Source organism: Streptomyces synnematoformans (assembly GCF_039531005.1).
In the GTDB taxonomy this organism is placed as follows: domain Bacteria; phylum Actinomycetota; class Actinomycetes; order Streptomycetales; family Streptomycetaceae; genus Streptomyces; species Streptomyces synnematoformans.
In genome coordinates this window covers 1-20,468 of record NZ_BAAAPF010000113.1, presented here as the reverse complement: position 1 = coordinate 20,468, position 20,468 = coordinate 1, and the positions used below count along the sequence as shown (strand labels likewise).

Genomic DNA, 20,468 nt, shown 5'->3' with positions numbered 1-20,468 from the left:
CCGCGCTCCCCGTGCGCCGCTCCCGCCACCCGCCCCGGCGGGCGCAGGCGGCGGTGCCGCGCCCGGGCGGCCGGGACCACCGCCAGGTGTGCCAGCGCTATCCCCAGGATGTGCAGCAGCATCGTGTCCACGTTCGCGACGTGCCCCGGCACCGCCGTCTTCAGCAGCTCCACGACCAGCGCCAGCATCGCGCCGGCGAAGACGGTACGGGCGAACGAGCCCGCCACCGACACCCGCACCCGCCCGCCCACCAGCGGCAGCAGCACCCCCGCGGGCGCCAGCACGAGCAGCGACTCGACGACGTGCCGCAGCGCCGACCAGGGGTCGTCGGCGAACTCCGCCCGGATCGTGGTGAGCGGGCGCAGATTCGCCGCGTCAACCCACGGCACGGCGTTGGGGCGGAGCGTAAACCACCAGACTGCGGTCAGATGCAGGACTAGGAGGACAACGCCGGCCATCCGGAATCTGAGGGCGGCCGTTCCGCCCGTCGCATGGCGCTGCACGCAGGCAAGGACGACGCCGCCGCCCCGTACGGTTCCCGCGTTCCGCCGGCGGGGTGAGCGAGGGGTGGGCGAGGGGTGAGGGGGCGGCTCAGGCGGCGGGTTCGCCGACGGTGCTGTCCGGCGTCCGGATCACCTCGTCGGTGCAGCGGTACGCGTACGGCTCGTCGCCCTCCTCCGGCCCCGCCAGCACAGCCGTACGGTCCTCGCCCACCGCGTACGTGCACACCAGCTGCGCCAGCACCGGCGACCCCAGCGTCTGCGGGTCCCGGCTGAGCCGCACCGTGCCCGCCGGGTCCCCGGAGCGGCCGTCCACCACCCGCAGCCCGGCGACGGCGGTGGAGTAGCCGGCCTCCCGCTCGTCGTCGCTCGGCTCCCGCGTCAGCTCGGCCAGCAGCCGCGCGGCCAGCTCCGCACCCGTCACGTCGTCGGGGACGCCGCGGGGCACCGGCGCCAGCTGCCTGCCGCACACCAGGTACACCGGCCGCAGCGTCTCGCCGTCCGCCGGGCTCCCCGCCGGCGACGGGCCGCCCGGCGCGCACTCGGCCCGCGCGGGCGCGCTGCGCGCGCTCACGGGCACGGAGGTGGGCCGGATCCCGCACCCGGCGGCGGACACCGCGACGGCGAGCGCCGCCAGGGCCGTCAGGGCCGCGAAGACCGGCCGGTTCGAGGCTGCCGCCCTCACTCGTCCTCCTGCTCCAGGGCCTCCGCCGCCGCCGACGAGTCCCGCGGCAGCCGGAGCGTGAACACCGCCCCGCCCGCCGGGTCGTTGGCCGCGGTGATCGTACCGCCGTGGATGCGGGCGTTCTCCACCGCGATGGACAGCCCGAGGCCGCTGCCGTCGGAGCGCGGCCGGGCCGTGTCCGCCTTGTAGAAGCGGTCGAAGACGTGCGGCAGCACCCCGGCCGGGATGCCGGGGCCGTTGTCCTTGACCTCGATCAGCAGGTCCCCGGCGCCGGGCGCGTCCGCCGTGGTGCGCACCGACACGCGCACGGGGGAGCCGCCGTGCTTGAGCGCGTTGCCGATGAGGTTGGCGAGGATCACGTCGAGGCGCCGCGGGTCGAGGCGCGCGACGATGCCGCGGTCGGCGTCCAGCTCCACCGCGTCCAGCCACGCGCGCGCGTCGATGCAGGCGGTGACCTGGTCGGCGACGTCGACGTCGTCGAGGACGAGCCGGGCGGTGCCGGCGTCGAAGCGGGTCACCTCCATCAGGTTCTCCACCAGGTCGTTCAGCCGCCGGGTCTCCTGCACCACCAGCTGCACCGCGGGCGCGATCATCGGGTCGAGGTTCTCCTGCTCCTCCTCCAGCACCTCGGACACCGCGGTCATCGCGGTCAGCGGGGTGCGCAGCTCGTGCGACATGTCGGCCACGAAGCGCCGGCTGGACTTCTCCCGCTCGCTCAGCTCCTCCACCCGCTGCTGCAGCCGCTCCGCGGTCTGGTTGAACGTCCGCGACAGGTCGGCCAGCTCGTCGGTGCCCGTCACCCGCAGCCGGGTGTCGAGCTTGCCCTCGCCGAGCCGCCGGGCCGCCTCGCCGAGCCGCTGCACGGGGCGCAGCACCGTGGACGCGGCGCCCTGCGCCAGCAGCGCGGAGCCGACGAGGGACAGGCCGGTGGCGATGCCCAGCGACCAGGCCAGGGAGTTGAGGTCGCGGCGCTCGGAGTCGAGCGACTTGAACATGTAGCCGGTCCAGTCGGTGCCGATCACCCGGGCGCCGCCGACGAGGTACGGCGTGCCGTCCATCGTCACCCGCTGCCAGTACAGGTGGTACGGCGACTTGCCGTCGCGCCGCTGGTCGACCGCGGACTTCAGCGGCTTCGGCACGTCGCGCAGGCTGAACGACGGGTCGGAGCGCTCCACGCAGCCGGGCTCGTCGGCGCTGCCGTCGGTGACGAGTATCACGTCGTAGTTCTGCGTGGTGTCCGACAGCCGCCGCGCGGCCTTGCCGAGGTCGGAGCAGCCGACGCGCAGGTCCAGCTCGCCGCTCTCGTCGTTGAGCGACTCCCGGAAGTCCTTCAGCGACGCGTCCTGGGTGCGGGTGAGCACCGAGTCCCGGTTCAGCCAGTACGCGATGCCGGCCACGGACACCGCCGAGACCAGCGCCACCAGCGCGAAGACGATGACCAGACGCAGTCGCAGGCTGATCCAGCGCAGCAGTCCCGCCGCCCAGCCGCGTACGAGCCCCTGCCGGCCCTGCGTGTCGGAGGGGCCCGTACTCACGAGGGCGGATCCAGCCGGTAGCCCACGCCCCGGACGGTCTTGATCAGGGTGGGCGCGGACGGCACGTCCTCGACCTTCGCGCGCAGCCGCTGCACGCAGGCGTCGACCAGCCGGGAGTCGCCCAGGTAGTCGTGCTCCCAGACCAGCTGCAGCAGCTGCTGGCGGGACAGTGCCTGCCCGGGCCGGCGGCTCAGCTCCAGCAGCAACCGCAGCTCCGTCGGCGTCAGTTGCAGATGCTCGCCGTCCTTCGTGACCGTCATCGCCGAGCGGTCGATGACGACGTTCCCGAACGTCGCCGAGTCCGTCGTCTCCCGCTCGCCGCGGCGCAGCACCGCGCGGATGCGGGCGTCCAGCACCCGTCCCTGCACGGGCTTGACCACGTAGTCGTCGGCGCCCGACTCCAGCCCGACGACCACGTCGATGTCGTCGCTGCGCGCGGTGAGCAGGATGATCGGCAGCTGGTCGGTGCGCCGGATGCGGCGGCACACCTCGAAGCCGTCGATGCCCGGCAGCATGACGTCCAGCACGATCAGGTCGGGCCGCTGCTCACGCAGCAGCTTCAACCCGTCCTCACCGGTCGCCGCGGCGGTCACGCGGTGGCCCTGGCGGGAGAGGGACATCTCCAGCGCGGTGCGGATGGCGTCGTCGTCCTCGATCAGCAACAGAGAAGGCACGCGGGTCATTCTGGCAGGGAGGGCCGGAAGGGGCGAGTTCGACGTCATCGCGGCCGGTGGCGGGCCCGCGGGGAGGACCGGGGCAAGGGGCGCGCTTCCCTGTTGCACGCCTGTGACAGTCGGCTGACAGCGCGATGAAGTCGGGACGCCAGGATTTCAGACGTCGGGCAAGCCCGGCACGGAAAGCCGACCGAAGCAGACTCCACCGACGGGGGGCGTGAGATGAACGCACTGCACGACAGCACCACCAGCGCAGCGGTTCACACGCGCCTGCACGCCAAGGGGGGAAGTGCTGAGGGGATGGCTCCCGCCCGCGCCGTGCGCGGAGCGGGGGAGTCCGGTGCCGCGAACGCGCGGGGGTGCGGCCGCGGCACCGGGCGTCGTCCTCCGTACATGGTCGCCATCGGGGGCGGCACGGGACCCGGGGGAGCCGGCGCACCGCCGGCGGGGACCGGGCTGCCCGCGGACCGAGGGGGGAACACCGGGGGAAACACCGCGGGGGACGACGGGACGGCCGGGGGGGACGGCGGGAGGAAGGGGGCGTACGGAGAGGTGCCGGGGGAACCGACCGGCGCGCAGGCCGGGGCCGCCGCGGAGGCAGACAGCACCGCGGCGTTCACCGCCTACGTCGCCGAGCGGCGCGCCTCTCTGTACGCCACCGCCTACCACCTGACCGGCGACCGGTTCGAGGCGGAGGACCTGCTGCAGAGCGCGCTGTTCTCCACCTACCGGGCCTGGGACCGGATCAGTGACAAGGCGGCGGTGGGGGGATACCTCCGCCGGACGATGACGAACCTGCACATCAGCGCGTGGCGCCGGCGCAAGCTCGCGGAGTACCCGACCGAGGAACTCCCCGAGTCGGCGGGGGAGTCGGACGCCATGCGCGGCACGGAGCTGCGCGCGGTGCTCTGGCAGGCGCTGGCGCGGCTGCCCGAGATGCAGCGCACGATGCTCGTGCTGCGCTACTACGAGGGCAGGACCGACCCGGAGATCGCCGACGTGCTGGGGATCAGCGTGGGGACCGTGAAGAGCAGCATCTGGCGCTCGCTGCGCCGGCTGCGCGACGACGAGGCGCTGAGCTTCGGGCGGGACCGGGAGGAGTCGTTCGAGGAACTCGTGGCCTGACGGGCCGATGACCGGGACGGGGGGACCCGGGGCCACGGGAGGGGAAAAACGGGGGAAACCGGGGGATACGGGGGAACGGGGGGCACGGGGGAAGACCGCGGGGCTGTACGGGGGCCGGGGGGCGCTCGGAGGTTCCGGGGGACAGGGGGACGGTGCGGGGCCGGGCGCGCGGGGGGTGCGCCCGGCCCCGCACCGTGTGCGCGACCGCGCCGGGGCGGGCGGGCCCTCAGTACGCCGAGCCGGCCACGCCCAGGCTGCCCGTCGGGTGCCAGACCGTCTTCGTCTCCAGGAACGCCGTCAGCCGCCCCGTGCCCGGGTCGGCCGTCCAGTCCGTCCCCCCGGGATCAGCGGACGGGCGCAGCACCCGCTTCAGGTTGTCCGCCGCGGCGACCTCCAGCTCCCGCGCCAGCTCCGCGTCCGCGCCGGTCAGGTCGATGGCGTTGACGTCCTGGTGCGCGGCGAGCGTCGGCGCGATCTCGGCGGTGCGGCCGGAGAGCACGTTGACGACGCCGCCCGGCACGTCCGACGTGGCCAGCACCTCCGCCAGCGACAGCGCCGGCAGCGGCCGCTCCTCCGCGGCGACCACGACCGCCGCGTTGCCGGTGGCGATCACCGGGGCGAGCACCGACACCAGACCCAGCAGCGCCGACTCCTGCGGCGCGACGACGGCGACGACGCCCGTCGGCTCCGGCGCGGACAGGTTGAAGTACGGCCCGGCGACCGGGTTCCCGGCGCCGGCGACCTGGGCGACCTTGTCGGTCCACCCCGCGTACCAGACCCAGCGGTCGATCGCCGCGTCCACCTGCGCCGCCGACTTCGCCTTCGACAGCCCCTCGGCGTCGGCGACCTCCGCCGTGTACTGCTCGCGCCGCCCCTGCAGCATCTCCGCCACCCGGTAGAGCACCTGCCCGCGGTTGTACGCCGTGGCGCCGGACCAGCCGGCGACGGCCTTGCGGGCGGCGGCGACCGCGTCGCGGGCGTCCTTGCGGGAGGCGCGGGGGGCGTTGGCCAGCCACCGGCCCCTGCCCGCCGCGCCGCCGGCCGATTTCGCAGCGGTCACCTCGTACACCCGCCCGCTCTCCGAGCGGGGGAACTTCCCGCCCACGTACAGCTTGTAGGTCTTGAGGACCGACAGCCTCGCATCCGCCTGGCTCATCGCAGGTACGCCTCCAGCCCGTGGCGGCCGCCCTCGCGGCCGAAGCCCGACTCCTTGTAGCCGCCGAACGGCGAGGCCGGGTCGAACTTGTTGAACGTGTTCGCCCACACGACGCCGGCGCGCAGCCGGTCGGCCACCGCCAGGATCCGCGAGCCCTTCTCGGTCCACACCCCGGCGGACAGCCCGTAGGGGGTGTTGTTGGCCTTCGCCACCGCCTCCGCGGGGGTGCGGAACGTCAGCACCGACAGCACCGGGCCGAAGATCTCCTCGCGGGCGATGCGGTGCGCCTGCGTCACGCCGGTGAAGAGTGTCGGCGCGAACCAGTAGCCGCTGCCGGGCAGTTCGCACGGCGCCGTCCAGCGCTCCGCGCCCTCCGCCTCGCCGGCCTCGGCCAGCTCCGTGATCCGGGCGAGCTGCTCGGGGGAGTTGACGGCGCCGATGTCGGTGTTCTTGTCCAGCGGGTCGCCCAGCCGCAGCGTGCCGAGCCGCCGTTTCAGCGACTCCAGCACCTCGTCGGCCACCGACTCCTGCACCAGCAGCCGGGAGCCGGCGCAGCACACCTGGCCCTGGTTGAAGAAGATGCCGCCGACGATGCCCTCGACGGCCTGGTCGACTGGCGCGTCGTCGAAGACGATGTTGGCGCCCTTGCCGCCCAGCTCCAGCGTGAGCCGCTTGTCGGTGCCGGCGACGGCGCGGGCGATCTCCTTGCCGACGGCCGTCGAGCCGGTGAACGCGACCTTGTCGACGTCCGGGTGCGCGACGAGCGCCGCGCCGGCGTCCCCGTAGCCGGGGAGGATGTTGACCACGCCGGCCGGCAGCCCGGCCTGGCGGCAGATGTCGGCGAAGAACAGCGCGGACAGCGGGGTGGTCTCGGCCGGCTTCAGTACCACGGTGTTGCCGCAGGCCAGCGCCGGGGCGATCTTCCAGGCCAGCATCAGCAGCGGGAAGTTCCACGGGATGACCTGGCCGGCGACGCCCAGCGGCTTCGGGTCGGCCCCGAAGCCCGCGTAGCCGAGCTTGTCGGCCCAGCCGGCGTAGTAGAAGAAGTGCGCGGCGACCAGCGGCAGGTCGGCGTCCCGGGTCTCGCGGATCGGCTTGCCGTTGTCCAGCGTCTCCAGCACCGCCAGCTCGCGCGAGCGCTCCTGGATGATGCGGGCGATACGGAACAGGTACTTGCCGCGCTCCGCGCCCGGCAGCGCCGACCAGGGGCCGAACGCCCGGCGGGCGGCGGCGACCGCCCGGTCCACGTCGGCCTCGCCGGCCCGCGCGACCTCGGAGAGCACCTCCTCGGTGGCCGGGGCGACGGACTTGAAGACCCTGCCGTCGGCGGCCTCGGTGAACTCGCCGTCGACGAACATGCCGTAGCTGGGGGCGATGTCGACGACCGAGCGGGACTCGGGCGCCGGCGCGTACTCGAAGAGCTTGGTCATCTCGGCTCAGTCCACCGTCACGTAGTCGGGGCCGGAGTAGCGGCCGGTGCGCAGCTTCTGCCGCTGCATGAGCAGGTCGTTGAGCAGGCTGGAGGCGCCGAAGCGGAACCAGCGGTTGTCCAGCCAGTCGTCGCCGGCCGTCTCGTTCACCAGCACCAGGAACTTCACCGCGTCCTTGGCGGTGCGGATGCCGCCCGCGGGCTTCACCCCGACCTGCACGCCGGTGGCGGCGCGGTAGTCCCGCACGGCTTCGAGCAGGACCAGGGTGTTGGCGGGGGTGGCGTTGACGCCGACCTTGCCGGTCGAGGTCTTGATGAAGTCCGCGCCGGCCAGCATGCCCAGCCAGCTCGCCCGCCGGATGTTGTCGTACGTGGACAGCTCGCCGGTCTCGAAGATCACCTTCAGCCGGGCCGTGCCGGCGGCCTCCCGCACCGCGCGGATCTGCTCGTAGACCTCCAGGTAGCGGCCGGCGAGGAACGCGCCGCGGTCGATGACCATGTCGATCTCGTCCGCGCCCGCGGCCAGCGCCGCGCGGGTGTCGGCGAGCTTCACCTCCAGGGCCGCGCGGCCGGAGGGGAAGGCGGTGGCGACCGAGGCGACCCGCACCCCGGAGCCGGCCAGCGCCCCGGCGGCGGTGGCGGCCAGGTCCGGGTACACGCAGACGGCCGCGACCTGCGGGGTCGTGCGGTCGGTCGGGTCGGGGGTACGGGCCTTGGCGCACAGCGAGCGCACCTTGCCGGGGGTGTCGGCACCCTCCAGCGTCGTCAGGTCGATCATCGAGACCGCCAGATCCAGGGCGTACGCCTTGGCCGTGGTCTTGATGGAGCGGGTGCCCAGGGCGGCGGCGCGGGCCTCCAGACCGACCGGGTCGACGCCGGGCAGCCCGTGCAGGAAGCGGCGGAGCGCGCCGTCGGAGGCCGTCACGTCCGCGAGGGACGCCGGCGGGCCCGCGGCTGCGGTGGGTATGCGGGGCATGGTCACCACACGAGCATATCTACCCGCGTAGCGTCCCGGGGAGGGTACGTGCGGACCCGGGGGATCGATGCGGGACCGCAATACCGGTGCGATGTCCGGAATCCGGACCGTCGGGCAGAATACGGCGGCATGAGCAAGGACTCCCAGGCCGCCCGGCCGAAGTACGCCGACCGCGCCTACCGCTCCGTCGCCGGCATCGCCGCCGGCGTCCTCCTGCTCGTCCTCGGCGGCTGGCTCGGCGGCGACGCCGTGGTCCGCGGCAGCGGGCAGGCCCGGGCGGTCGCCCTGGCCGCGCTGGTCGCGGGGGTGCCGCTGGTGGTGGCGCTGACGCTGCGGCCGGTGGTGTACGCGAGCGAGGAGCGGCTGCGGGTGCGCAACCCGTTCCGCACGATCGTGATCCCGTGGGGGCGGGTCGAGGAGATCAGGGCGCGCTACTCCAGCGAGGTCGTCACCGAGGACGCCACGTACCAGATGTGGGCCATCCCGGTCTCGATGCGCGCCCGCAAGAAGGCGAACCGCCGCCGCGACCGCGCGGCCGGCGGCGGGCTGTTCAGCCCGTCCAGCCGCCTGGCGCTGTCGGACCCGGCGCTGCGCCGCCCGGGGGACTCGGGCGCCGACCCGGACCCGGCGGCCGACGACCTGACCCCGTCGGGCGACAAGTCGATCCGCGAGCTGCGCGAGCTGGCCCACGTGTACGCCGACCGCGAGGGCGCGCAGGGCCCGGTGTCGGTGCGCTGGGCGTACGAGATCCTGGCCCCGGCGGTCGCCGGCGGCATCGCGCTGATCATCGCCATCGCCGTCGGCTGAGCGGCGGGCCCGGCCCGCCCCGGCCGGGCCCGGTCCGGCCCCGGCCGGCCGGTTGCGCCGTTCGTGACACCCCCGTGAACAAGGGGCAACTTCGTCGTGAGAGGTCGCTTCCGCGGCCCCTGATTTCTCCCGGTGCGGCCCGCATCTCCATAGATTGCGCCTGCGGCATGACCGGCCGCGTCAGCGGGGGCCAATCGGCGGCAACGATACGGGGGAGATGGGGCGGGGTACCGGATGGCACGGGCTCGTGTCGGCCGAAGAACGGCGCCCGGGGCGCGCTGTCACATCGGCGCCAGCGCGCAGAGCGGCTACGGCTGGCGGCTGGTGGCGCCCAACGGGCGGGTGGTGGCCGTGTCGGCCCACGGCTATCCGGACTTCACGGCCTGCCGGTCAGCCTTCGAGGACTTACGCGCCCACCACGCGGCGCACGTGGGAGCGATGCAGCACGGCCCGGAGGCCAACGGCTGGGTGTGGCAGTTACGCAGCGCGGACGGCGAGGCGGTGGCGGTCGCGGCGCGGCCGTACGAGCGCTACTCCACCTGCCGCTCGGCGTTCGGCAAGTTCTGCGCGCTGCTCGAATCCGACGTCGCCATCGCCATCGACGCGGGCTGACGGCCTGGCCTGACGTGCGCCGCTTTCGGAAGGTTGCCCCCACGGGACACCTCGTTCACCTCCCTGTCCGTGCGTGTCCATGACCGCTGGCGAGGGTCCGGTCCGTGACCACACACGTGCCCACGGACACGCCCCGGCGCCTGCACGCCGACTCGGGGCCGGCCGACCGGATCTTCCGCGGCGGGCTGCGCGGCGGCGGTGCCCTGGTGCTGGCGATCATGTCGCTGGTGGGCGGCTTCCTCGCCTACCAGGCGTGGCAGGCGCTTGAGGAGGCCGGCACCGGCTTTGTCACCACCGAGACCTGGGAGCCGGACTCCGGCAACTTCGGCATCGCGGCGGTCCTCGTCGGCACCGTGCTGATCGCGGCGGTCGCCATCCTCGTCGCGGTGCCGCTGGCGCTCGGCACCGCGCTGTACATCTCCGAGATGGCGCCCGACCGGATTCGCCGCGCCCTGATCAGCCTGGTCGACCTGATGGCCGCGGTGCCCTCGGTGGTCTACGGGCTGTGGGGCCTGTTCTTCCTGCAGGGCAACGTGGTCGGCCTGGCCCGCTGGCTGTCCACGTACTGCGGCTGGTTCCCGCCGTTCGAGGTCACCGGCGCGGACCCGAAGGACCCGCTGGCCACCGAGACCGTCTACACCGCCTCGACGTTCATCGCGGGCATCGTGGTGGCGATGATGGTCGCCCCGATCATCTGCTCCATCATGCGCGAGGTCTTCTCGCAGGCCCCGGTCGGCGAGCGGGAGGGCGCGCTGGCGCTCGGCGCGACGCGCTGGGGCATGATCCGCTCCGTCGTGCTGCCGTTCGGCCGCGGCGGCATGATCGGCGGCACGATGCTCGGCCTGGGCCGCGCGCTGGGCGAGACCATCGGCGTCTACATGATCATCTCGCCGGTCTTCGAGATCCAGTGGCACGTGCTGGAGGCCGGCGGCAACTCCGTCTCCGCGCTGATCGCCCTGCGCTACGGGGAGGCCAGCGAGTTCGGCATGTCCGCGCTCATGGCCGCCGGTCTCGCGCTGTTCCTCGTGACCCTCGTCGTCAACTTCATCGCCTCCTCGATCGTGGCCCGCAGCCGCTCCGGCGCCGCCACGGACTGACCGCCGCCCACCGCACCGCCACCTCACCCGCACCCCCCACCCGACCTGTGAGCCGACCCGCGAACAGAAAGGGCCGCCGCGCATGAAAACGCTGCCCCCCGGGGCACCCCCGTCCGCCCCCGCCACCACCGTCCCCGCCGCGGGGCCGGAGGCGGCCCGGCGCACGCGGGGCCCGGAGGAGCGCCGCAGCACCGCGACGCTGCGGGCCACCGACGCGTACGCGGTCCTCGGCGCGGCGGCGGCCTCGCTGAGCGTCACCGGGCTGCTCTTCACCCGGCTCGCGCCGTTCACCGGGGCGCTGGCGTTCGTGGTGATCGCCTTCGTGCTCTTCGTCGGCCTGTACGCGCTGCTCGTCTCCTTCGACGAGGACGGCCCCGCGGTCGCCGACCGGATCGTCACGGTGGTCGTGCACAGCCTCGCCGTGCTGATGATGGCCGCGCTGGTCTTCGTGGTCGTCTACACCCTGTGGGAGGGCCGCGAGGCGCTCCGGCACCTCAACTTCTTCACCGAGGACATGGTGCACGCGGGCCCGCTGGACCCGATCACCGTCGGCGGCATTCGGCACGCCGTCGTGGGCACGCTCATCCAGATCTCCATCGCGCTGGTGATCACGGTGCCCGCCGGGCTGGTGTGCGCGGTGTTCCTCAACGAGGTCCCGGGCCGCTTCTCGCGGTTCGTCCGCACCATCGTCGAGGCGATGACCGCGCTGCCCTCCGTCGTCGCGGGCCTGTTCATCTACGCCATGGCCATCGTCGCCCTCGGCCTGGACAAGTCGGGTCTGGCCGCCGCCCTGGCGCTGTCGGTGATGATGCTGCCGATCATCATCCGCGCCGCCGACGTGGTGATCCGCCTGGTGCCCGGCACCCTTCGGGAGGCCGCGTACGCCACCGGCTCGCCGCGCTGGCGCACCGTGTGGCACGTCGTGCTGCCCACCGCCCGTTCCGGCCTGACGACCGCCGTGATCCTCGGCACCGCCCGTGGCATCGGCGAGACCTCGCCGGTGCTGCTGACCGCCGGCTACACGACGGTGAGCAACAACAACCCGACCGACGGCGCGATGACGTCGCTGCCGCTGGCCGCCTTCAACCTGGTGAAGTCCCCGGAGCCCGCGTACATCGCCCGCGGCTTCGGCGCCGCCGCGACGCTCATGGCGCTGGTGCTGCTGCTCTTCGTCCTCGCCCGCGTCCTCGGCGGGCGCGGCCCCGGCCAGCTGACGCGGCGTCAGCAGCACCGCCGGGTCAAGGGGTCGCGCCGGGACCTGCGCCGGATCGAGGACCGGCCCCGTACGGCAGAGCGAGCCGCCACGGAACACCGGCCGCGCACGCCGGGCACCGCCACCGGGACGGCCGCCGACGAGGCCACCGGCAAGGCCACCGGCAAGGCCGCCGAGACCACCGAGAAGGAGGAGTGAGCCGTGTTGTACCCGAACGCCGCCCCGGGCGGCGGCCGGCCGCCGGCCCGGCTGCCGAGGCGGACGCGCTGGCCGACGCTGGCCACCGGGCTGGCACTGCTGCTGGCGGCCCTCCTGAGCCTGGACATGCCGCGGGCCTACGGCGCGAGCTACGTCAAGATCAGCGGCACCGGGTCGAGCTGGAGCGCGAACGCGATCCAGGAGTGGATCTCCAACGTCCGCCAGTACGGCATGTCCGTCAACTACGACGACAGCGGCTCCAGCCAGGGCCGGAAGGAGTTCCGGCACGGCACCGTGGACTTCGGCGTCTCCGAGATCCCGTACGGGCTCAAGGACTCGGCGACCGGCCAGACCGAGGCACCGCCCAAGCGGAAGTACGCCTACATGCCGATCGTCGCCGGCGGCACCGCCTTCATGTACAACCTGGAGATCGGCGGCCGGAAGGTGACCAACCTCCGGCTGTCCGGCTCGACGGTCGCCGGCATCTTCACCGGCAGGATCAAATACTGGAACGACAAGGCGGTCCGCGCGGACAACCCGGGCCTCAACCTGCCGCGGGTCAAGGTCGTCCCCGTCGTCCGCTCGGACGGCTCGGGCACCTCCGCGCAGTTCACCGAGTGGATGTCGCAGATGCACGGCGGCCAGTGGAACGACTACTGCCGGAAGGCGGGACGGGCCACCCCCTGCGGCATGACGTCGAACTACCCGACGATGCCCGGCTCGGGCTTCATCTCGCAGTCGGGCTCGCAGGGCGTCTCCAGCTACGTGCGGCAGGACCACGGCATCGGCGCGATCACGTACGTGGAGTACTCCTACGCCCGCAACGCCCGGTTCCCGGTGGCGAAGGTGCTCAACAAGTCCGGCTACTACGTCGAGCCGACCGCGTCCTCGGTCGCGGTGGCGCTGACCGAAGCGGACATCAACGACAACGAAAACTCGGTGATGTACCTCACCCAGATCCTGGACAAGGTCTACCGCGACCGGGACAAGCGCACCTACCCGCTCTCCAGCTACAGCTACATCATCCTGCCGACGAAGCTGGAGGAGGGGCTCACCAGAGCAAAGGGCAAGGCGATCGGCGCCTTCGGGCACTACTTCCTCTGCCAGGGCCAGCAGAACGCGGACGACCTGGGCTACTCGCCGCTGCCGAAGAACCTCGTCGAAGCCGGCTACGAGCAGGTCAACAAGGTGCCGGGGGCGCAGAAGAAGGACCCGGGGAACCTGCGGGACTGCGAGAACCCGACCATCGGCCCGGACGGCACCAACACCCTGCTGAAGAACGCCCCCTACCCGCCCGAGTGCGACCGCAAGGGCGGCCCCCGCCAGTGCGCCACCGGCACCGGCGGCGCCAAGGAATCGACCCCCGTCAAGAACGGCGGCGGCGGTGCCGGTCCGGATGGCGGCTCCGGCGGCCCGGGGGCGGGCGGCCCGGCCGCCGACGACACCGGCGACGGCGGCGGCCGGGTGGCCGACGGCGACGGCTCCGGCGACGGCGCCGGGAGCGACGGCGGTGCGGGGGCGGACGGCGGCGCCGGCGACGGCGCCGTCATCGACCCCGAGACCGGCGAGGTGCTCGACAGCGGCACCGGAGGCGCAGGCTCCGAGGTGCTCGGCACCAACGTCGGCATCGGCGCCGAACCGACCTGGGGGCTGCGGACGGCGCTGATGCTGCTGTCCGCCGCCATGCTCCTCGGCGTCGTGGTCACGCCGCCGGTGATCTCCCGCTACCTCGACAACCGAAGGAGGCGCCGTGGACGCGCTGCGTAGGCGGGGCGGAGTCCGCCTGATATCCGGGCTGACGGCACTGGCCGCCGCCGTGGGTCTCGTGCTGCTGCCGACGGGCGGCGGCGGCGCGAGCGCCGCGGACGGCGACGACTCGGCGAAGACCGTCAAGGCCAGGGCGGGCAGCGAGTTCGAGGGCCTGGAGGTGACGGTCCACAAGACGCAGAAGCTGCGCGACGAGGGCGTGCGGGTCACATGGAAGGGCGGAAAGCCGACGACCACGACTACCGGCCAGCACAACTACCTGCAGCTCATGCAGTGCTGGGGCGACGAGAACACCGGCCCCGAAGGGCCGGACCGCGAGCACTGCGACTTCGGTTTCGGCGGTCTGGAGGCCGGCGCTTTTGTCGGTGGGCGGCGGGTCGGCTTCGCGGAGACCGGTAACCAATACGATCCCGCGGAGACGGAGTATCCGTATACCTCATCCGGTGTCGGCTTCGTCCCCTTCCAGCCAGTCGACGGGGGGGCGACCGACGTCCACGACTCCACGTCGTACTTCGGACCGACCACCTCCAACGCCCAGCCGTTCACCATGACCAGCACGGAAGGCACCGGCGAGACGGTCTTCGAGATGCGGAGTGCCAGCGAGTCCGACTGGCTGGGCTGCGGCGCCGAGGTGCAGGGACAAGGGCCACGACCGTGCTGGCTGGTCATCGTCCCGCGCGGCGAGCACCAGACGGACGGCAGCCTGGCCGGTCCCAGCCAGGACTTGACCAGCTCGGCGCTCTCGACGACCAACTGGAACCAGCGGATGGCGGTGAAGCTGGACTTCCAGTCTGTCGAGGGAACCTGTGCGCTCGGTCAGGACGAGCGGGGCGTGACGGGCACGGAGATGGTGGAAGAGGCCGCACTCTCGTGGAACCGCATCCTGTGCGCCTCCAGCGACTCGACCTACAGCTACTCCCAGGCCACGGACGTCCAAGGCCGCGAGGCGGCCTCCCCGAGCGGCGAACTGGGCCTCGCCGCCGCGTCGGCGGAGCCCTCGGAGGGCGACCCACCGCTCGTCCACGCTCCCGTGGCCCTCTCCGGGCTGGCGGTCGGCTACTTCTTCGAGGAGATGAACGGCGTACCGGTCAAGCGGCTGCGGCTGAATCCACGGCTGATCGCGAAACTCCTCACCAACTCGTACCGGCTGGACGTCCCCGACGGCGACGTAGTCGACAAAGACTACATCAGGGACGAGGACGGCAAGGTCATCGAAACGATAGATGTGCCCCGCCAGCCTCATGTCGCGGACAATCCCAGGAGTTTGCTGGAGGATCCCGAGTTCTACGAGCTGAACCCCCATCTCGAAGGACGCTTCAAGACCGCCGTCACGGCCCCAGAGGGGTTGATCGTCCCTGCCGATGCGTCGGACATGACTGTGCAGCTGTGGCGGTGGCTGCAGAGCGATGACGATGCCCGTGCCTTCTTCTCGGGAAAGGCAGACGAGTGGGGAATGAAGATCAATTCCTACTACAAAGATCTCGATCTTCCCCTCGACTACTACCCGCAGAGTGACCCGTCCGAGGGGGTTCCGCGGACATGCCTGTCTGAATGCAAGGAAAGGGAAGAACGGTACCGTCTCTCGGATCTTCGCCCCTACGGCGAGAGCCTGCACGGGATCGCGAAGGACGTCCGCCGGGGCAGGTCAGGAGTGGCGACTACCTGGGACCACCAGGGAGACCCGGAAGGGCTTACCGAGAACAACCCGCAGAATGTCGGTATGCGAATTCAGCTCGGCCTCGTGGATACCGCTTCCGCCGACCGGTACGGGCTGCAGACCGCGGAACTCCCCGACGCCGACGGAAACTGGGTGAGCCCGACCGAGTCTGCGCTGCTGAAGGGCGCGGGGGCCATGAAGGCCGACAAGTCGGGCGTCCTGGGCCTCGACCCCGCGGACGCAGACGACGGCGCCTACCCCCTGACCAGCCTCACCCACGCCATCGCCTCCACCGGTATGGAGAAGACGGTCCGCAAGGACTACGCGGACTACATCCGGTACGCGGTCGGACGGGGCCAAACCCCGGGGCTCAGCAACGGCCAACTGCCCTACGGTTACGCCCCGCTCCCGGACAACCTCCGTGACCAGGCACGCAACGCCGCCGACGCACTCGAAGCCGGCCACACACCCGACGGCGGCGGTGACTCCGGCGGCACCGGCGGAAGCGCCGGTGCCGGCGGTGCCGGCGGTGCCGGCGGAAGCGGCGGCCTGGACGGCGGCGCGGGCGACGGCCTTAGCGGTGGTACGGACGGCTCCGCCACCGGCGGTGGCGAGGACGGCGGCGGAGGCGCCGGCGACTCCGGCGGCGACGGGGACAACCCGGCTTCGAACCAGGGCGACGTGGCGGATGCGGACAACGTCGCCCAGACCGGCCCGTCCACGCCCGAGACGATCCTCGGCATTATCCGCTGGGTCCTGCTCGCCGTCCTCATCCTCGCCGTCGCCAGCGCCCTCGCTGGCCCCGCGCTGATGCGCCTCGCGGCAGTCCGCGCGGCCCGGGCGCAGGGCATCGCCGATTCACCGGGCTGACGGAGAAAACACGAGGTGAATTTCGGCCCCCCGGGTGCGATCCGATGGTGAACAAGGGATCTCCGCGGGAGAACTTCTCCGGCACTTACCGGAGGTGGAATTTCATCGGACGAGCAGTAGGGATTTGTTGTCGAGAAGGAACTCGGGGAGCCAGATTGAGAGGGCGCCCGGTGAATGTGCCGGGGGCATCCGGAGGGGCCGCGAGTCCCGTTCGGAGTGGTCAAGCGCACGTGACATGTCATTCCATCCGATCGTGGAGGAATAAGTGAACGTGAACATCAAGCGGGCGGCGGTGCTCTGTGGTGCCGCGGCCCTCGGTATCGGCCTGATGGGGGCGCCCGCCCACGCCGACCCGCCGACCGGCGAGTTCCGTCAGCTGGTCGTCGTCGGTTCCGACACCACCCAGGACGTGACGAACGGCATCGCCTCCGTCGTCGCGGACCCCGACTTCACCCCGGACGACCAGCTGATCGCGTCCTACGACGCGCTCGGCGGCGACACGATCCAGACGCGGCCCAGCGGTTGCGTGATCGACCGTCCGAACGGTTCCTCGGCCGGTATCGAGGCTCTGCTGAACGACATCGACGCCGGCACCGGCTGCATCGACTTCGGCCGCTCCTCCCGCGGCCCCAGGGTGGCGGGTGACGACCTCACCTTCGTGCCGGTCGCGCTGGACGCGGTGAGCCCGGCCGTGCGCGGCGACAGCCCGATGAACGGCCACAACTTCACCCTGGCCGAGCTGCAGGGCATCTACCAGTGCCAGATCACCGAGGTCGAGGGCGTCACGGTGACGCCGCTCATCCCGCAGGACGGCTCCGGTACGCGGGACTTCTGGTCCGACACCGTGGGCATCGACCCGGACAACCCGCCGTCCTGCGTCTCGGATGTCAACGGCGAGGGGGACCAGGTCCAGGAGCACGACGGCCGGGCCCTGACCCGCGCCAGCGACATCGCGCCGTACTCGATCGCCCAGTACATCGCGCAGACGAACTCGGCGGAGACCGGTGTCGTGGACCGTCGCGGGGACGCTCTGCTGCAGACCGTCAACGGGACGGAGCCGGTCGTCGGCGGGGAGATGAACGCGAGCTTCCCGATCAACCGCGACGTCTACAACGTCTTCCAGACCTCGCGGCTGGGGGAGCCCGACATCGACCGCGTCTTCACCGGCGCGGACGCCGAGCTGTGCGACGACTCGTCCGCGGCCGTCGAGCAGCGCGCCCTGTTCGGCTTCGCCGCCAGCCCCAACTGCGGCGAGGTCCTCCTCACCGGCAACGAGTGACGTAACCGCACCACACCCACCACACACACCACGCCACTGAGCCCCGTGCCCGGCCGGGCGCCTGCCGGTTGCCCGGCCGGGCACGGAACCCGCACCACATCCCTGGGGGGATTCACACTTATGAAGCGAAGATTCCGTATCGTCCCCGGCACCGTGCTCGCGCTCGTCCTGGGCTTGGGCGCGGCGCTGCTCGGCACGGCTGGGCCGGCCGCCGCGGCGCTGCGCGGCACCGTGACAGCGGCGCCGTCGAGCGGGGACCTCACCACGAAACCGATGGTCGACCAGCTGACGGTCGACGGCGCGTGCCCTGCCGCGTACGCCGACAAGGCGCATGTCCTCGTGCTCAGGCCCGACTTCACCGTCGCGGGCGCGCTCGCGACCCAGGTCGCCGACGGCGCCCCCTACGCGCAGGCGCCGTTCACCATCGACATGCCGGAGACCGCGCGGTCCCTGGGCGACGTGCTGGGGACCGATCCGGCGGACGGCGTCTACCAGATCGACATCCGGTGCCTCAACAGCGGCGGCACCTACGTGCCGGGCAACAACTTCCTCCTGCCGATCACGGTGACGGGCGGCACGTGGGAGGCCGGCGCCCCGAACGCCGTGGAGACCACGCTCGACGTGTCGGCCGAGCCGGCCGGGCAGACGGTCGTCAACACCCCGTACAAGCTGACCGCCACGGTGACTCCCGCCGACGCCACCGGCGTCGTGGAGTTCACCGACCTCGGCTCGTACCGCACCACCCGCGTCGAGGTGCGGAACGGCGTGGCCGAGCTGGCGGCGACCGCCGGGTCGGCGGTGCGCGAGATCCCGTACACCGCCACGTTCCTCCCGGCCGACGGCGCCGAGTTCCGGTCGAGTTCCACCGCGCTCGGCTACTTCAGCGTGCTCAAGCCCGCGATCCAGGTCCTCTCGGAGGACGGCGACGTCATCGAGGAGGGCGCCAAGCTCAGGCGCGGGCAGCGGGTGCAGGTCACCGCCGAGGGCTTCCGCCCCGGCGAGGCCGTGGACGTGACGATCCCCCGTGCCCGGGGGAAGTTCGCCGACGCCACGGCGGACGACCGGGGCGTCGTCACCGGCTACGAGCTGACGGTGCCGAAGCACCTCTGGTACGGCCGTCATGCGCTCACCCTCACCGGCGCCGACAGCGGCGTCGAGGTCGCGTTCGCGTTCCGCGTCTCCTGGTGGTGGTGATGCCCGAGCGCCACACCTGACCGCAGAGCCGGGCACCCGCCAGGTGCCCGGCTGAGCGGCGTCCTGCTTCCCGGCCGGACCGGGGAAGTCCACCGCAACTCCATGGGAATCCATCATGAAGCGAAGAATGCAACTCGCCCTCGGGACGGTGCTCGCGCTGGCCCTGGGCCTGGGCGCGGCGCTGCTCGGCACCGCGGCGCCGGCCGGCGCGGCCCTGACGGGCTCCGTGACGCTGACGCCGTCGAGCGGAGACCTCTCGACGGCGCCGATGTTCGACGAGGTGACGGTCGACGGCGCGTGCCCGGACACGCACAAGGAGAAGGCGCACATCCTGGTGCTGCGGCCGGACTCCTCGGTTGCGGGTGCCCTCGCGGTCCAGGTCACCGACGGTGCTCCCTACGGGGAGGCGCCCTTCACCATCGGCATGCCGGACACCGCGAACTCCCTGGGAGGGCTGCTGGGGGCCGATCCCGCGGACGGCGTCTACCAGATCGACATCCGGTGCCTCAACGGCGTCGGCAACTACGTGGCGGGCAACAACTTCCTCCTGCCGATCACGGTGACGGGCGACACGTGGGAGGTCGGGAGCCCGGACGCGGTGAAGACCACGATCGAGCTGTCCGCCGAGCCGGCCAAGCAGGTCGTCGTCAACAAGCCGTACAAGCTGATCGCCAAGGTCACCCCGGCCGACGCCGAGGGGCACGTGGAGTTCGACTATCAGAACAGGAAGACCGCCGTCGAGCTGCGGAACGGGACGGCCGAACTGGAGCAGAGCGCCGGCACGGCTTCGGGCAGCATTCCTTACGTCGCGAGGTTCGTGCCGGACAACATCGCCGACTTCAAGGGGAGCTCCGACACGCTCACCTACTTCAAGGTGCTTGAGCCCACGATCCTGGTCCAGGCGGAGAACGGCGACGCCCTGCAGGAGAACGCGCAGCTCGAAGGCGGCCAGAAGGTACTGGTCACCGCGGGCGGCTTCCGGGCCGACGAGGCCGTGCAGGTGACCATCCCGGACTCCGGCGGGGAGTTCGCCGACGTCGCGGCCGACGCCGAGGGCTCCGTCACGGAGCACGAGGTGACCATCCCGGAGGACATCGCGGACGGCGAGTACACGCTCTCCTTCACCGGTGCCGACAGCGGCGTCAAGCTCGACTTCCCGTTCATGATCGGCGAAGGCGGCGGTGACAACGGCGGTGGAGACTCCGACGGCGGGGACTCCGACGGCGGTGACAACGGCGGCGGCTCCGGCGGTGCCGGGGGTGCCGCGGGCGGGGCCGGCGGCGGTGCGGGCGGCGGCACCGGGGGTTCCGGCGGCGGGTCCGACCTGCCGCTGGCGTCCACCGGCAGCAGCGCGCTCGACCTGGCCGTCGTGTCCGTCCTGCTGATGACGGGCGGCGCCGGCGCCGTGTACTGGGCGCACCGCTCCGGCCGGCTGCTCACCTTCGGCGCGACCCCGCGCGCCTGACGTACGCACCGGGGCGGCGGCGTGTCCCCACGCACCCGCTGCCTGCCGGGGCCCGAACGCGGTCCTGACCCCCGCCCCGTCCGACCACCCGACCCGCCCAGCCGACCGAGGAGCGCCTCCCCGTGACCGTCGTCTCATCGCCCCCCGAGACGGGTGCCCCGGACGCGCGGCAGCCCGGGCCGCCGCCCGGCCCGGCTCGACGGCCCGGCAGGGCGCCGGCCGGCGAGCC

Annotated in this window: 17 protein-coding genes; 10 read left to right on the top strand and 7 right to left on the bottom strand. The window is 72.5% G+C overall.

Features of this window, described 5'->3' with window-relative positions; all coding sequences use genetic code 11:
* The 4 genes from ABD317_RS18005 to ABD317_RS17990 form a co-directional block, all read right to left on the bottom strand.
* A partial coding sequence (locus ABD317_RS18005) for a VanZ family protein (RefSeq protein ID WP_344290988.1) occupies positions 1–389 on the bottom strand: 389 nt, incomplete at its 3' end.
* A gap of 202 nt (positions 390–591) precedes the next feature.
* On the bottom strand, positions 592–1,185 hold the full coding sequence (locus ABD317_RS18000) for a hypothetical protein (protein WP_344290987.1): 594 nt from the start codon (positions 1,183–1,185) through the stop codon (positions 592–594).
* Positions 1,182–2,720: an ATP-binding protein gene (locus tag ABD317_RS17995; protein ID WP_027756225.1), complete on the bottom strand. Its 1,539-nt coding sequence runs from the start codon at positions 2,718–2,720 to the stop codon at positions 1,182–1,184. Before ABD317_RS17995 ends, ABD317_RS18000 begins: the two co-directional genes overlap by 4 nt.
* A complete protein-coding gene (locus ABD317_RS17990; protein WP_027756226.1) occupies positions 2,717–3,394 on the bottom strand; it encodes a response regulator in 678 nt (225 codons plus the stop codon). Before ABD317_RS17990 ends, ABD317_RS17995 begins: the two co-directional genes overlap by 4 nt.
* A gap of 222 nt (positions 3,395–3,616) precedes the next feature.
* Between ABD317_RS17990 and ABD317_RS17985 the strand changes: the two genes are divergently transcribed.
* Complete coding sequence (locus ABD317_RS17985) at positions 3,617–4,519, top strand: SigE family RNA polymerase sigma factor (protein ID WP_344290986.1); 903 nt, start codon at positions 3,617–3,619, stop codon at positions 4,517–4,519.
* 226 nt (positions 4,520–4,745) lie between these two features.
* Here the strand turns inward: ABD317_RS17985 and ABD317_RS17980 are convergent, their stop codons facing one another.
* Genes ABD317_RS17980 through deoC form a run of 3 tightly spaced genes read right to left on the bottom strand, consistent with a single transcriptional unit; the run spans position 4,746 to position 8,080 of the window.
* Positions 4,746–5,675: an aldehyde dehydrogenase family protein gene (locus ABD317_RS17980; RefSeq protein WP_027756228.1), complete on the bottom strand. Its 930-nt coding sequence runs from the start codon at positions 5,673–5,675 to the stop codon at positions 4,746–4,748.
* Positions 5,672–7,105: an aldehyde dehydrogenase family protein gene (locus ABD317_RS17975; RefSeq protein ID WP_344290985.1), complete on the bottom strand. Its 1,434-nt coding sequence runs from the start codon at positions 7,103–7,105 to the stop codon at positions 5,672–5,674. Before ABD317_RS17975 ends, ABD317_RS17980 begins: the two co-directional genes overlap by 4 nt.
* 6 nt (positions 7,106–7,111) lie before the next feature.
* Positions 7,112–8,080 carry a deoxyribose-phosphate aldolase gene (gene deoC, locus ABD317_RS17970; RefSeq protein ID WP_344290989.1) on the bottom strand — a complete coding sequence of 323 codons (969 nt, stop codon included), beginning with the start codon at positions 8,078–8,080 and terminating at the stop codon, positions 7,112–7,114.
* A 129-nt stretch (positions 8,081–8,209) separates the two neighbouring features.
* Between deoC and ABD317_RS17965 the strand changes: the two genes are divergently transcribed.
* The 9 genes from ABD317_RS17965 (at position 8,210) to ABD317_RS17925 (ending at position 20,239) form a co-directional block, all read left to right on the top strand.
* Positions 8,210–8,887 carry a PH domain-containing protein gene (locus ABD317_RS17965; RefSeq protein ID WP_344290984.1) on the top strand — a complete coding sequence of 226 codons (678 nt, stop codon included), beginning with the start codon at positions 8,210–8,212 and terminating at the stop codon, positions 8,885–8,887.
* A 234-nt stretch (positions 8,888–9,121) separates the two neighbouring features.
* Positions 9,122–9,499, top strand: a complete 378-nt coding sequence (locus ABD317_RS17960; protein WP_344290983.1) for a YegP family protein — start codon at positions 9,122–9,124, stop codon at positions 9,497–9,499.
* A gap of 104 nt (positions 9,500–9,603) precedes the next feature.
* Positions 9,604–10,596, top strand: coding sequence for a phosphate ABC transporter permease subunit PstC (pstC, locus tag ABD317_RS17955; protein WP_344290982.1), 993 nt, complete (start codon positions 9,604–9,606; stop codon positions 10,594–10,596).
* A gap of 82 nt (positions 10,597–10,678) precedes the next feature.
* Positions 10,679–12,007 carry a phosphate ABC transporter permease PstA gene (pstA, locus tag ABD317_RS17950; RefSeq protein ID WP_344290981.1) on the top strand — a complete coding sequence of 443 codons (1,329 nt, stop codon included), beginning with the start codon at positions 10,679–10,681 and terminating at the stop codon, positions 12,005–12,007.
* A gap of 3 nt (positions 12,008–12,010) precedes the next feature.
* A complete protein-coding gene (pstS, locus tag ABD317_RS17945; RefSeq protein ID WP_344290980.1) occupies positions 12,011–13,774 on the top strand; it encodes a phosphate ABC transporter substrate-binding protein PstS in 1,764 nt (587 codons plus the stop codon).
* Complete coding sequence (locus tag ABD317_RS17940; RefSeq protein ID WP_344290979.1) at positions 13,758–16,301, top strand: hypothetical protein; 2,544 nt, start codon at positions 13,758–13,760, stop codon at positions 16,299–16,301. Before pstS ends, ABD317_RS17940 begins: the two co-directional genes overlap by 17 nt.
* A 265-nt stretch (positions 16,302–16,566) precedes the next feature.
* Complete coding sequence (locus ABD317_RS17935) at positions 16,567–17,580, top strand: substrate-binding domain-containing protein (protein WP_344290978.1); 1,014 nt, start codon at positions 16,567–16,569, stop codon at positions 17,578–17,580.
* Positions 17,581–17,700: 120 nt separating this feature from the next.
* Positions 17,701–18,774: a hypothetical protein gene (locus ABD317_RS17930; protein WP_344290977.1), complete on the top strand. Its 1,074-nt coding sequence runs from the start codon at positions 17,701–17,703 to the stop codon at positions 18,772–18,774.
* Between the two features lie 115 nt (positions 18,775–18,889).
* Positions 18,890–20,239 (top strand): hypothetical protein, encoded by a 1,350-nt coding sequence (locus tag ABD317_RS17925; RefSeq protein ID WP_344290976.1) that lies wholly within the window; start codon positions 18,890–18,892, stop codon positions 20,237–20,239.
* Positions 20,240–20,468 lie beyond the last annotated feature (229 nt).